10 protein-coding genes are annotated in these 12,507 nt (G+C 59.5%); 7 read left to right on the forward strand and 3 right to left on the reverse strand.

All coding sequences use genetic code 11. The features are described from left to right. The first annotated feature begins 71 nt into the window (after window positions 1-71). Window positions 72-806 carry a thioesterase II family protein gene (locus ACQ4OB_RS26845; RefSeq protein ID WP_430956793.1) on the forward strand — a complete coding sequence of 245 codons (735 nt, stop codon included), beginning with the start codon at window positions 72-74 and terminating at the stop codon, window positions 804-806. A 107-nt stretch (window positions 807-913) separates the two neighbouring features. Here ACQ4OB_RS26845 and ACQ4OB_RS26850 read toward each other — a convergent pair whose 3' ends face one another. Continuing rightward, window positions 914-3,388 carry a TonB-dependent siderophore receptor gene (locus tag ACQ4OB_RS26850; RefSeq protein ID WP_430956794.1) on the reverse strand — a complete coding sequence of 825 codons (2,475 nt, stop codon included), beginning with the start codon at window positions 3,386-3,388 and terminating at the stop codon, window positions 914-916. A gap of 357 nt (window positions 3,389-3,745) precedes the next feature. Between ACQ4OB_RS26850 and ACQ4OB_RS26855 the strand changes: the two genes are divergently transcribed. The 4 genes from ACQ4OB_RS26855 to ACQ4OB_RS26870 all read left to right on the forward strand — a co-directional run bounded on the left by ACQ4OB_RS26855 (window position 3,746) and on the right by ACQ4OB_RS26870 (window position 8,758). Next, the gene (locus ACQ4OB_RS26855; RefSeq protein ID WP_074878641.1) at window positions 3,746-4,228 is read left to right on the forward strand and encodes a sigma-70 family RNA polymerase sigma factor; all 483 of its coding nucleotides are present in this window, start codon (window positions 3,746-3,748) and stop codon (window positions 4,226-4,228) included. A gap of 149 nt (window positions 4,229-4,377) precedes the next feature. Continuing rightward, window positions 4,378-4,791 carry a chemotaxis protein CheY gene (locus ACQ4OB_RS26860; protein ID WP_074878638.1) on the forward strand — a complete coding sequence of 138 codons (414 nt, stop codon included), beginning with the start codon at window positions 4,378-4,380 and terminating at the stop codon, window positions 4,789-4,791. Window positions 4,792-4,900: 109 nt separating this feature from the next. Next, entirely contained in the window at window positions 4,901-5,527 is a 627-nt protein-coding gene (locus ACQ4OB_RS26865; protein ID WP_430956795.1) for a response regulator, read from the forward strand. A gap of 12 nt (window positions 5,528-5,539) precedes the next feature. Beyond that, window positions 5,540-8,758, forward strand: coding sequence for a transporter substrate-binding domain-containing protein (locus ACQ4OB_RS26870; protein WP_430956796.1), 3,219 nt, complete (start codon window positions 5,540-5,542; stop codon window positions 8,756-8,758). A gap of 3 nt (window positions 8,759-8,761) precedes the next feature. On the opposite strand, the gene dkgB is transcribed toward ACQ4OB_RS26870, so the two are convergent. Both dkgB and ACQ4OB_RS26880 read right to left on the reverse strand, forming a co-directional pair. Continuing rightward, on the reverse strand, window positions 8,762-9,565 hold the full coding sequence (gene dkgB, locus ACQ4OB_RS26875) for a 2,5-didehydrogluconate reductase DkgB (protein ID WP_074878631.1): 804 nt from the start codon (window positions 9,563-9,565) through the stop codon (window positions 8,762-8,764). A 265-nt stretch (window positions 9,566-9,830) separates the two neighbouring features. Then, a complete protein-coding gene (locus ACQ4OB_RS26880; protein WP_074878625.1) occupies window positions 9,831-10,739 on the reverse strand; it encodes a LysR substrate-binding domain-containing protein in 909 nt (302 codons plus the stop codon). A gap of 104 nt (window positions 10,740-10,843) precedes the next feature. On the opposite strand from ACQ4OB_RS26880, the gene ACQ4OB_RS26885 reads away from it, so the two are divergent. After that, window positions 10,844-11,710 (forward strand): pirin family protein, encoded by an 867-nt coding sequence (locus ACQ4OB_RS26885; RefSeq protein WP_102616601.1) that lies wholly within the window; start codon window positions 10,844-10,846, stop codon window positions 11,708-11,710. Between the two features lie 128 nt (window positions 11,711-11,838). Next, window positions 11,839-12,465: an isochorismate family cysteine hydrolase YcaC gene (gene ycaC / locus ACQ4OB_RS26890; protein WP_074878621.1), complete on the forward strand. Its 627-nt coding sequence runs from the start codon at window positions 11,839-11,841 to the stop codon at window positions 12,463-12,465. The last annotated feature ends 42 nt before the right edge of the window (window positions 12,466-12,507 follow it).

Raw genomic sequence — 12,507 nt, forward strand, 5'->3', positions numbered from 1 at the left:
GGATGTGTACGACTAATTCCCTTCTGTGTTCATCCGTTCATCTATACAGACAACTTTTCGAGGTGCGCCCGGTGACCCAGCTGACATTGCTCTGCCTGCCCTATTCGGGCGCGAGTGCCATGGTCTACAGCCGCTGGCGGCGCAAACTGCCGGAGTGGCTCACGCTGCAACCCGTGGAACTCCCAGGACGTGGCGCCCGGTTTGGCGAACCCTTGCACACCGACATGCGACGCCTGGCGCTGCAACTCGCGCAGGAACAAAAAGCCACGCTCAAGACGCCCTACGCGCTGTTCGGGCATAGTCTTGGCGCGTTGCTCGCCTGTGAGATGGCCCATGCGTTTCGCTCGCTGGGCTGCCCGGAACCGGTGGCGCTGTTTGCGTCCGGTACGGCTGCACCGACGATGCGGGCCGATTACGACCGGGGTTTCGCCGAGCCCAAAACCGATGCCGAATTGATCGAGCAACTGCGCACCCTCAACGGCACCAGCGAAGAGGTACTGGCCAACGAAGAGCTGATGAGCCTGACGTTGCCAGTGCTGCGTGCGGACTTTCTTTTGTGCGGACGTTACGAACCGCAACAGCGCCCGGCGCTCAAGTGCCCGATCCATGTACTCGGCGGCAAGGCTGACCGCGCCACCGCTGAACAGTTGATCGGCTGGAGCGAGGAAACCCGCGGCAGTTTCTCGGTGGACATGCTGGCGGGCGGACACTTCTTTATCCATGAGCACCAGGCCAAGGTGTTGCGGCTGATCAAGGATCAGCTGGAAGTTCACCATCGGCGGCACGCCATGGCCGCCAGCGCCTGACAGAGCGAGTCTGTTCGCTCCTACAGGAACCGCGTTTAAATAACTGGAGTATCCAAAAAAATGCCCGTATCTCGCGATACGGGCATTTTTCATTTCAGCTCAGCGACTCAGAAATCATACTTCGCGGTGATCTGCATGTTACGCGGCTCGCCGTAGAACGTGGTGCCGAAGTTGCCCAGGCCCGTCAGGTACTTCTTGTCGAAGATGTTATAGGCATTGACGGTGAAGCTCAGGTGATCGTCGTACTGGTAACGGGTCATCAGGTCCACGAGGGTGTAGCCACCTTGCTTGAGCATGGTGCTGCCGCCCTCGCCACCGCCCACGTTCGGGCTGTAGCTCTGGCCGTAAAACGCGCTCTGCCAGCTGACCCCGCCACCGACGGTGAACTGGTCCAGCGCGCCGGGCAGACGGTAAGTGGTGAATGTACGAATCACGTGTTCCGGTTTACTGGTGGCCAGCGGGAAACCGAAGATGCGCTGTTCGTCCTTGTCACGGGTGCGGGCGTAGGTGTAGCCGGCAGACACGTTCCAGTCCTGCGCCAGTTCGCCGGCCAGTTCCAGTTCTACACCATTGGTGGTGGCGCCGTCGGTGGCTTTGAAAATGCCATCGCCGGTATTCAAATCAGTGCCGACCGATTGAGCGACGTTGTCCTGCTCGATGCGGAAAAATGCCAGGCTGGCGTTCAGTTTGCCGTCGAAGTAAGCCGCTTTCAGGCCGGTTTCGTAGCTGTCGCCTTCGACCGGTGCCAGGGTCGAACCGTTGATGTCCTTGTTGATCTGAGGTTGGTAGATCTTGGTGTAGCTGCCGTAGACCGAGTAGGTATCGTTCAGGTCATAGACCACACCGGCGTAAGGCGTGACAACCCCGTGTTCCTTGTAGCTGGCGTGAGTGTCGGTGAGGGTGCCGCCCGGAAAGTAGGAGTAATCCTCGTTGTACTTGAAGGTGCTCAGACGGCTGCCGAGGATGAACGACAGGTCGTCGGTCGGACGCAGGCGCGTGGCCAGGTAAAGGCCGTTCTGGCTCTGGGTACGTTCGTACTTGCCGTTTTTCGGGAAGTCCTGTTTCGGCAGGCTGCCGTTCCAGTCATAGATGCTGCCCGGCACCAGTTCGAAGGCGCTGGTGTCGTACGTCGAGCCGGTCTGGCGCGAGTGCGATGCCATGAAGCCGGCTACCAGTTCATGCTCGCGACCGCCCAGGGAGAACGGACCGGAGACGCTTACGTCTGCGCTGTTCTGCACGCGATGACCTTCCCAGCGACCCCAGTAAAGGAAATTGCCTTCGCCCGTGGCGCGGTCCGCGTAACCACCGCTGGCCGAGGCCAGTTGGGTATCGTGATCGGTGGTTTTCTGGTCGAAGCTGGCCTTGAATTTCCAGTCATTGGCCAGCGCTTGCTCCAGCGACGAGAAGTAGGTGACGCTGTCGAAATCACGACGGCTCCAATCGGCACCCGGGTTGAAACTGCGAGAGAAGTCGGTACGGCCGCCGTCGGTGAAGTACGGCGAGTTACCGGTCCAGGAGCTGCCGCGCGGGGTGGCACTGGACTTGTCGACGCCCAGGGTCAGCAGGGTATCGTCGGTCAGGTCGGCTTCGAGCACACCATAAAACAGGTCTTTCTTCTGGCTGTAGTGGTCGATGTACGAATCTTTGTCCTGAAGGGCACCGACGAAGCGACCGCGCACGCTGCCGGAATCGTTCAGTGAACCAGAGATGTCGCCTTCGGTGCGGTAGTTGTCCCAGTAACCGGCGGTGGCGCTGACCGAAGCCTTGAACTCCTTGGTCGGCTTCTTGCGGATCAGGTTGACCGTGGCGGACGGGTCGCCAGCGCCAGTCATCAGGCCGGTGGCGCCTTTGATGACTTCGATGTGGTCGAGGCTGGCTGCGTCGTCGCTGTTGTTGGGGTTTTCACCGTACACGCCGTCGTAGGGGATGTTGACGCCATCGTACTGGAAGTTGGTGATGGCAAAGCCACGGGCGGAAAACTCGGTACGGTCACTGTCGTACTTCTGCGACGTGACGCCGGGGGTATTGCGCAACGCATCGCCAACGCTTTGTACGCCGCGATCATCCATCTGCTGACGGGTGATTACGGTGACTGATTGCGGGGTTTCGCGAATGGTCAGCGGCAACTTGGTCGCGGTGGTGGTGGCGCCGGTGGTGTAGGAACCGGTGTCTTCAGTGGTCAGGCCCAGGGCCTGGCCGGAAATGGTGGTCGCACCCAGTTGCAGGCTCGCGCCGCCGGTTACCAGCGTGACGGTATTGCCGCTGATCTGGAACGAAATGCCAGTGCCTTTGAGCAGGGTGACGAGGGCGTCGGAGGGTTCCAGTGAACCGGACACTGCGCGAGACTTGATCCCTGCAACCTGGTCCGGGCTGTAGAGGATTTGCAGAGGGGTCTGCATGCCCAGCTCGGTCAGCGCGCTGGAAAGCGATTGACCTGCAATGTTCACTTTTACAGGTGCGGCATTGGCCATCGAGCTCCCCAGCAAGGTGGCGGCCAGCATTACGCTTGTGAGCAGGGTGCGATGCAATGTCGGGCGCTGTACGGCCAACGCGAGTGGTGTGCGGCGTATTTGAGGTCGCATTACTTACCTGAGCTCCTGAAAAGTGTTGTGCAGAGTTTTGTTAATAAGAATGATTATTAGACGCGGCACGACCACAAAACCGGAAAGAAACCCGTTAAATAAATGTCGAAATGATGGAATGACCGGATGTATACGACCCTGTGGCTAGGGAGCGGTGCAGGGGCAGCTCCTACAGGTGAAGCAACGTGCAGCCGCTCGTTCTTGACTATTTTTCAGGCAACGCGAAGCAATACTTTAAATCTATATGAGAATTACTATAAATTACGCACCTCAAGCTGCCACTATCGTGCCACTGCCTATCTCGGCGGTCGCCGATCTGGCTCAAGGATAGAAACCGCACCCCTGCGGCCGGGAGTCATGTTGGAAAACTACTATCGCGAGCTGGTGTGTTTTTTGAACGCCAAGCTGGGCAACCGTCAGGTCGCCGAAGATGTGGTGCATGACGCTTATCTGCGAGTTCTGGAGCGGTCCAGCGCCACGTTGATCGAGCAGCCTCGGGCGTTTCTGTACCGCACCGCGCTCAACCTGGTGATCGACGACCATCGGCGTAATGCCCTGCGTCAGGTCGAACCCCTGGAAGTGCTCGACAACGAAGAGCGCCACTTCACCCCATCCCCTCATCACAGCCTCGATCACGACCAACGCCTGGAGATGGTCCAGCGTGCATTGGCGGAATTGCCACGGTTGTGCCGCGAGAGTTTCCTGCTGCGCAAGATCGAAGGCCTTTCGCATCCGGAGATCGCCGAACACCTGGGCATTTCCCGGGCACTGGTGGAGAAACACATTGTTAATGCGATGAAGCATTGCCGGGTGCGGATGCTGCAATGGGATGCCCATTGATCCGGCCCCATGTTCGCCGGTTTGGCTGACAGTAATGCTCCTACAGAAAATCGTAAGTTTTGGCTTTTCGGAAAAGTCCTACAGAAACATCGACAAGTCTTCCGTAGCCTTGCGGCCTCACGAATTCGATACCCTCCTGGGGGCCCGCATTGTCGAACAAAGCCTTACGTATCCTGATCGCCGACGAGTTGCATTTTCATCGCATGAAGGTCGAGCGACTGTTCAATCAACTCGACTACTACCGGATAGCACCGGTGCACAGTCTTGAAGAGCTGTTGACCCTGGTCGAATACAGTGGCGAGCCATTTGATCTGGTGGTCATCAATGCCTCGCTGGCGAGCGGGGCATTGAACCTGTTCGATTTCTTTCTTGATAACCAACAGGTTCATCACGCCTTGATCTATGACGGTCAGCAGGCGCAACTGCCGGCCATTCACGCTTGCGCTCATCAGAAGGTGGCGGTGAGCCACACACTACTGCCTGACCTGGCGTCCATTTCGCGGTTGATGGCAATCATCGATCCTCGGCTACCGTTCGTCGGTACTGTCATTTCTGTCAGGTAGTTGCGCCTGGTTTTCCATGCAAAAGTCTTCGCGTCGCCGGTGCGTTCAACCGGGTCGGGCGTATGGGCATTGATTATTCAATTGTCGTTTTTGTTGCTCAGGAGTTGCCATGAAGTCAGCGCTGATTGTGGACGATCATCCGGTGGTTCGCGCCGCAGTCAAAATCGTACTGATGCAGGAGGGTTTCAAGCGGATATACGAAGCGGCGTGTGGTAATGAGGTCTTGCCGAAGATCCGCGAACACAAGCCCGATCTGGTGATCCTGGATCTGGTGATGCCCTCGCTCGACGGGCTGGATGTACTGACGCGGATCAAGGCCAGCGGGGTGCCCAGTCGAGTACTGGTCTTCACGTCCCAGGAACCCATTTTTTTTCAGGATCGTTGCATGCACGCCGGCGCCGTGGCTTATGTCGCCAAGACCAACGATTTGCAGCATTTGCACAAGGCCGTGCATGCCGTGATGGCTGGTTACACCTATTTCGCCCAGTTGCCCTTGGCGTCGGTGGCGCTGAACTCGATACAACTGAGTGAAAAACAGATGATCGATACGCTTTCCGACCGGGAACTGACGATTCTTCAGTATCTGTGCCGGGGCTTCAGCAACAAGGCAATCGCTGAATGTACGCACTTGAGCCACAAGACCGTCAGCACCTACAAGACCCGTCTGGTTGGAAAACTCAATGTGGAATCGGCGGTGCACCTGAGGGATTTTGCCAAGCGTAATCATCTGATCTGAGTGAGTTCGATCATGCGCGATTGTTTGTGGGCCCTGTTGCTGTTCTGTGGACTGGGTGCATCGGTGACGGCAGCCGATGAGCCAAAGCTTTTGCACGTGCTGGGACATTCCGCGGTGGAGGATTATCAGGTCCGGCTGGATGAAAAAGACTGGCAGTGGTTGCGCGGCAAACGAGTCTTGCGCCTTGGAGTATCGGGGCCGGACTACCCGCCGTTCGAGATCACGCGAAACGTTGATGAGCTGGAAGGCATCACCGCAGACTATGCCGCCCTGTTGGGGCAGTTGCTGCACGTCAAGATCGACGTGCTTCGTTATCGCACGCGCGAGGCAGCCATGGAGGCGCTCAAGCGCGATGACCTGGACCTGCTCGGCACGTCCAACAACTTTGAGGCGGCTGACCCCGAGCTGACCCGATCCGATGCCTATGCCGAAGATCAGCCGATGCTGGTGACCCGCCTGGACGACGGAATGCCCGTCGACCTTGCGGGCAAGCGCATTGCCATGGTCGATGACTATCTGCAAGCACAGACTGTCGAAGCCTTTTATCCCGAAGCGAGCTTGCAACGCTACCCCTCGGCACTCGACGCGATCGGGGCGGTGGCGTTCGGGCAGGACGATGTGTACCTCGGCGACTTCATCAGTGCCAATTACCTGATCAATAACAACTACCTCAGCAACGTTCGCCTGGTGGGGCCCTCCGGCCTGGACGCCAATCCGTTCGGCTTCGCCTTCAGCCGCGGTAATCCACGTCTGAAGAGTATTGTCGACAAAGCTCTGGCGGCGATTCCCATGGATCAGCGCATGGCCATCGAGCAGCGCTGGAGCGCCGGCAGAGCCAACATGGCGGGTCAAGAGCGAGTCCGTTTGAGCGCCAGCGAGCAACGTTGGCTGGATCGACATCCGACCGTGCAAGTGGGGGTTATCGAGGACTTCGCACCGCTGACTTTTTACGATGCACAGGGACAACTCAGCGGGTTGACTGCGCAATTGCTGTCGCTGATCAGCCAGCGCAGCGGCTTGACCTTCGAGGTGCAGCGGGGTAACTCCCTCGATCAGCAGATCCAGCAACTCAAGGATGGCAAGATCGACGTGTTACCGGTGGTCACGCCCGGTATCGAACGCGAAGCCGAACTGCGTTTCACTCGGTCGTACCTGAACAATCCGTTTGTACTGGTCAGTGCGACCACCCCGGGAAGCCCCAGGACCCTGGACGATATGGCCGGTAAACGCCTGGCGATTTATCGCGGTCATCCGTTGCTCGAGTTCATCCGCGCTCGGGCGCCCACTGCACGTCTGGTCGAAGTGGCGAGTCCGGCGCAGGGGATGGAGTGGGTAATCAAGGGCCAGGCCGACGGGGTCGTCAGCTCATTGATCGTGGCTCGGTATCTGGTCACCCGGCAATACCGCGAGCGTCTGCGGATCAGCAGCACCTTGGGTGATGAACCGGCGCGTATCGCTCTGGCCACCAGCCGTGGTGCGCTGGAGTTGCACTCGATTCTGAACAAGGCACTGCTGAGCATTTCGCCCCGGGAGATGGATGAGCTGTTAGCCCGCTGGAGCAATGACGTGGTGGTCGATGACAGCTACTGGCTGCGCCATCGCCAACGCATTCTCCAGGCGTTTGCCGCGGCAGGCGCTTTGCTGTTGCTCGCCTTGGCCTGGATTGCCTGGCAGCGTCGGCAGATCACTCAACGCCAACAACTGCTCGGGCAATTGCAGGAGGCCAAGAACGCCGCCGACGACGCCAACCGCGCCAAAACCACTTTCCTGGCGACCATGAGTCATGAAATCCGCACACCGATGAATGCCCTGATCGGCATGCTCGAACTGGCGCTCAAGCGAGCGGAAGAGGGCTTCACCGATCGCTCCGCCATCGAAGTGGCATCCACTGCCGCGCAGCAATTGCTGGCGTTGATCGGCGACATCCTGGACATCGCCCGCATCGAGTCCGGGCATTTGTCGCTGACCCCTGAGCGGGCCAATCTGCGCACGCTGGTGGCGTCGGTGTGCCGGGTTTTCGAAGGCCTGGCACGGCAGAAGAACTTGCAGTGGCGGGTCGAATTGGCCGAGCACAGCGATCGCGACGTGCTGGTTGACCCCACGCGCTTCAAGCAGGTGCTGTCCAATCTGCTGAGCAACGCGATCAAGTTCACCCGTGAAGGCGGGGTGAGTCTGACACTGCGAGTGGAGCCCGGGATCTCGGGGCATCTGGCCGTCAGTGTGCGTATCGAGGATAGCGGCATTGGTGTCAGTGTGGCCGATCAGCAACGACTGTTCAGCCCGTTCGTGCAGGCCGGCAACAGTCAGCAGTCAGGCCACAACGGCTCCGGTCTGGGACTGGTGATCAGCCGCACGCTGTGCGAAATGATGGGCGGTCGATTGCAGCTCGACAGCGTCCTCGGAGTAGGGACGCGGGTCGACATCAGTGTTGATCTGATTGCGTTGCAACCGTTGGCCGGCGGCGCGTGTGCCGAAAGCGGATTGCAGGTGGCCACTCGGCTGCTGACGATTCTGGTGGTCGACGATTACCCGGCCAATCGATTGCTGCTGTCGCGGCAGTTGAGCTACCTGGGGCATCAGGTGCTGGAGGCTGATGATGGCGAGCATGGTCTTGCGAAGTGGCGCGAGCATGAACTCGATTTGGTCATCACCGATTGCAACATGCCGGTGGTCAATGGCTATGAATTGGCCGGTGCGATACGCGATGAAGAGCGCGCTAATGGCTTGCCCCCCACGCTGATACTGGGGTTTAGCGCCAATGCGCAGCCGGAGGAAAAGATCCGTTGCCTTGAAGCGGGCATGGACGATTGTCTGTTCAAACCGATCCGGCTGGCAGACTTGAGTGCCTGGCTGGCGTCCCGATTTGTCAGTGAACCGCTGGCGCCGGTTGAAGAGCAAGCAACATTCCCAATCGACTTGAGCGGCCTGGAGCTCTACGTCGGCGAAGACCGCACGCTGATCGATCAACTGTTGCGCGAACTGGCCGAGACCAATCGCTACGATCGCGATGATCTGCTTGCCGCGCACGTCATTGGCAATCGACACCGGCTGCAAGACCTGGCGCACCGCATCAAAGGGGGCGCGCGGATGGTTCGTGCAAAACGTCTGATCGAGTGCTGCGAACAGCTGGAACGTGCCTGCGCCGAAGGGCGCGCGGCGTTGATCGACGAGGCCGTCGATCAATTGCAACACGCCATGGCACGCCTGGATCAGAGCCTCACGCAAGACTGACGCTTAATCCCACTGGGGCGCGAGGCCTTTGGGGCTGGTCAGCCGATGGCCACGATCCAGGCCCGCGATCAGCGCCATGTCGGCGTCGCTCAAGGTCAGTGTGCGGGCGTGCAGGTTACTTTGCAGGTTGGCGCGTTTGGTCGACGAGGGAATCACTGCGTAACCCAGTTGCATGGCCCAGGCCAGCGTGACGTGTGCCGGCGTCGCTTTCAGGCGATCGGCGATTTGCTGGATCACCGGGTCTTTCAGCACTTCGCCGTAAGCGAGGGTCATGTACGAGGTGATCGGGATGCCTTGGCTCTGCGCGAATTCGACGACCTTGCGGTTTTGCAGGTACGGGTGCAGTTCGATCTGGTTGGTCGCGATGTGTTCGGCACCGACCGCGGCGATCGCCTGTTTCATCAGGTCGACAGTGAAGTTGGACACGCCGATCTGCCGGGTCAGGCCCAGTTGTTTGGCTTCGAGCAGGGCGCCCATGAACTCATCGACTGGCACCTGGTTTTCCGGGGACGGCCAATGGATGAGGGTCAGGTCCAGGTAGTCGGTTTGCAGCTTTTGCAGGCTTTCCTTGAGGCTGTCGATCAGGCGATCCCCGGCGAAGTTGGCCACCCAGATCTTGCTGGTGATGAACAACTCGTCACGGGCGATGCCGCTGGCGGCAATGGCTTCGCCGACCTCGGCTTCGTTCTCGTAGATTTGCGCGGTATCGATGACCCGATAGCCCAGCTCCAGGCCAGTGCTCACCGAATCGATGACCACCTGGCCTTGCAAGCGAAACGTACCAAGGCCGAATGCGGGAATAGACATCAGTGACTCCAGGGGTTGCAGTGGGAATGGGCAGGAGTATCCGCGCCCGCAGCCAGGGGAAAAACCGCTGGTGGGGCAAAGCAATGTTTACCGCAAGTCATGAATCGGGGGGCAGTCTGGGGGATTGGTAGTGTTTGGTCGGGCGCTATCGCGAGCAGGCTCACTCCCACAGGGGATTTGTGGTGTACGCAAATCCCAATGTGGGAGTGAGCCTGCTCGCGATAGCCGCGACTCGGTTTAAGGCCTTACCCCCGTGTACGGGCTTCTAGGCAATATCACTGTGGCTGAATTCCTCACCCAGAAAGTCGATCAATGCGCGCACCGACGGCAGCAGCCCGCGGCGTGACGGGAAAATCGCGTGGACGATCCCGCACTTGGGGGCCCAGCCCGGCACCAGTTCCACCAATCGGCCCGCGGCAATGTCATCGCGCACCACCACGCTGGGCAAATGAGCGATGCCGATCCCGGCCACCACCGCGTGACGCAGCGCCAACAGGTCATCGGTGACCATTCGTGGCGCATGCCGGATCACCGCGCTGGCGCCGTCCGCTGCAAACAATTCCCACTGATATTCACGCTGCGCCGCGCCCCAGTGCAGGCTCGGCAACCCGCTGAGGTCAGCCGGGGAGGCCGGTGACGACAGGCGCGGCACGAAGGCCGGACTGCCCACCAGGCATTGGGTGCTGTTGCCCAGCACCTTCATCACCATGTCGGTATTTTCCAGCGGCGGAAAGCGCACCCGCAGGGCGATGTCAAACCCCTCGTGGATAAGGTCGACCCGGCGGTTGGTGCTCTCGATGAACAATTCCACCAGCGGGTACTTGAGCATGTAGCGGGTCAGCATCGGCCCGACCCAGGAATTGAGCAGCGCGGTCGGGCAACTGAGGCGCACCAGGCCTTGGGGTTCGGAGCGGTTGCGTTCGATCAGTTCGGCAGCGCTTTCCGCTTCGACGCGCATCGCCAGGCAACGCTGGTAATAGGCCTGGCCGATTTCCGTCAGTGAACAATGCCGGCTGGTGCGGTGCAGCAGGCGCACACCGAGGCGCTCTTCGAGCTCGGCTATGCGCCGGCTCAGCTTCGACTTGGGCATGTCCAGCGCCCGGCCGGCGGGAGCGAAACCGTGGTGCTCCACCACCTGGGTGAAGTAGTAGAGGGTGTTGAGGTCTTCCACCATCGTTCTCCATATAGAACGCTAAGGCTGATTTTTGCAGTCTAGTGCATCAAAGGCGTCGGTTTTAAGCTTTGTCCATCGCGTCACTCACCAGATTCGGAGGCGGAATGAAAAACATCATCGGTATCTACACCAGCCCACGGACCCATTGGGTCGGCGACGGTTTTCCGGTTCGTACGCTGTTTTCCTACGACTACCTGGGCAAACACATCAGCCCGTTTTTGCTGCTCGACCACGCCGGTCCCGCTGAATTCACCCCGACCACCGAGCGTCGTGGCGTTGGTCAGCATCCACACCGCGGTTTCGAAACCGTGACTATCGTTTACAAGGGCGAACTGGAACACCGCGACTCCACCGGCAGTGGCGGCAAGATCGGCCCAGGCGACGTGCAATGGATGACCGCGGCCTCCGGGATTCTCCACGAAGAATTCCACTCCGAAGGTTTCGCCAAGAGCGGCGGCACCCTGGAAATGGTGCAGCTGTGGGTCAACCTGCCGGCCAAGGACAAAATGGCCGACGCCGGTTACCAGACGATTCTCGATGGCGACATCCCGAGCATCGCGCTCAAGGATCAGGCCGGCAGCCTGCGCTTGATCGCCGGTGAGTTTGACGGCCACACCGGTCCGGCGCGCACGTTTACCCCGATTGACGTCTGGGACCTGCGCCTCAACGGCGGCAAATTGCTGACCCTGGACCTGCACGAAGGTCGTAACACAGCCCTTGTGGTGTTGCGGGGCACGGTTCAGGTCAACGGTGTGGAACTGGTGCGCGAAGGGCAGTTGGCGTTGTTCGAACGCAATGGCCAGCAGCTCAGCCTCGAAGCCAATAACGATGCCGTCGTGTTGCTGCTCAGTGGCGAGCCGATTGACGAACCCATCGTCGGTCACGGTCCGTTCGTGATGAACACCGAGCAAGAAATTCACCAGGCCTTCGCCGACTTCCAGTCCGGTCGGTTCGGTCGGATGAGCGGTTGAACTCAACGTTGTAATGCTGTGGCGTGCCGGACAAGGGCGACTACCCTTGCTTGGCCGCGTTTTAACGAACTATCAGGTTTCTCTCACGCCGGCCCGTTCGGCATCGATAAAAAGCGAGGATTACTCCCATGACTACTTCTTACAAACGTCTCGACAAGGATAACGCCGCCGTTCTGTTGGTCGATCACCAGGCGGGTCTGCTTTCTCTGGTGCGCGACATCGAGCCGGACCGTTTCAAGAACAACGTGTTGGCCCTGGCTGACCTGGCCAAGTACTTCAAGTTGCCGACCATTCTCACCACCAGTTTCGAAACCGGTCCCAACGGTCCGCTGGTGCCTGAGCTCAAAGCGCTGTTCCCGGACGCGCCGTACATTGCCCGTCCTGGCCAGATCAATGCCTGGGACAACGAAGACTTCGTCAAGGCGATCAAGGCCACCGGCAAGAAACAACTGATCATCGCTGGCGTAGTGACCGAAGTGTGCGTGGCATTCCCGGCGCTCTCGGCACTGGCTGAAGGCTTCGAGGTGTTCGTGGTGACTGATGCTTCCGGCACGTTCAACGAACTGACCCGTCAATCGGCCTGGGACCGCATGTCGGCCTCCGGCGCTCAGTTGATGACCTGGTTCGGCCTGGCCTGTGAGCTGCATCGCGACTGGCGCAACGACGTGGAAGGCCTGGCCACCTTGTTCTCCAACCACATCCCGGACTATCGCAACCTGATGACCAGCTACAACACCCTGACCAACAGCAAATAACCCTGACAACATAGAGCCCCTGTGGGAGGAAGAGAGAGGTCT

It is taken from the genome of Pseudomonas sp. ES4 (genome assembly GCF_050586665.1).
GTDB classification, from domain to species: Bacteria; Pseudomonadota; Gammaproteobacteria; order Pseudomonadales; family Pseudomonadaceae; genus Aquipseudomonas; species Aquipseudomonas frederiksbergensis.

What these genes read in the sequence shown, in the direction of transcription:
- ACQ4OB_RS26850 (WP_430956794.1), bottom strand. Translation starts at nt 3,388, where the DNA reads ATGCGACCTCAAATACGCCGCACACCACTCGCGTTGGCCGTACAGCGC.
- ACQ4OB_RS26855 (WP_074878641.1), top strand. Translation starts at nt 3,746, where the DNA reads ATGTTGGAAAACTACTATCGCGAGCTGGTGTGTTTTTTGAACGCCAAG.
- ACQ4OB_RS26870 (WP_430956796.1), top strand. Translation starts at nt 5,540, where the DNA reads ATGCGCGATTGTTTGTGGGCCCTGTTGCTGTTCTGTGGACTGGGTGCA.
- ACQ4OB_RS26865 (WP_430956795.1), top strand. Translation starts at nt 4,901, where the DNA reads ATGAAGTCAGCGCTGATTGTGGACGATCATCCGGTGGTTCGCGCCGCA.
- dkgB (WP_074878631.1), bottom strand. Translation starts at nt 9,565, where the DNA reads ATGTCTATTCCCGCATTCGGCCTTGGTACGTTTCGCTTGCAAGGCCAG.
- ACQ4OB_RS26885 (WP_102616601.1), top strand. Translation starts at nt 10,844, where the DNA reads ATGAAAAACATCATCGGTATCTACACCAGCCCACGGACCCATTGGGTC.
- ycaC (WP_074878621.1), top strand. Translation starts at nt 11,839, where the DNA reads ATGACTACTTCTTACAAACGTCTCGACAAGGATAACGCCGCCGTTCTG.
- ACQ4OB_RS26880 (WP_074878625.1), bottom strand. Translation starts at nt 10,739, where the DNA reads ATGGTGGAAGACCTCAACACCCTCTACTACTTCACCCAGGTGGTGGAG.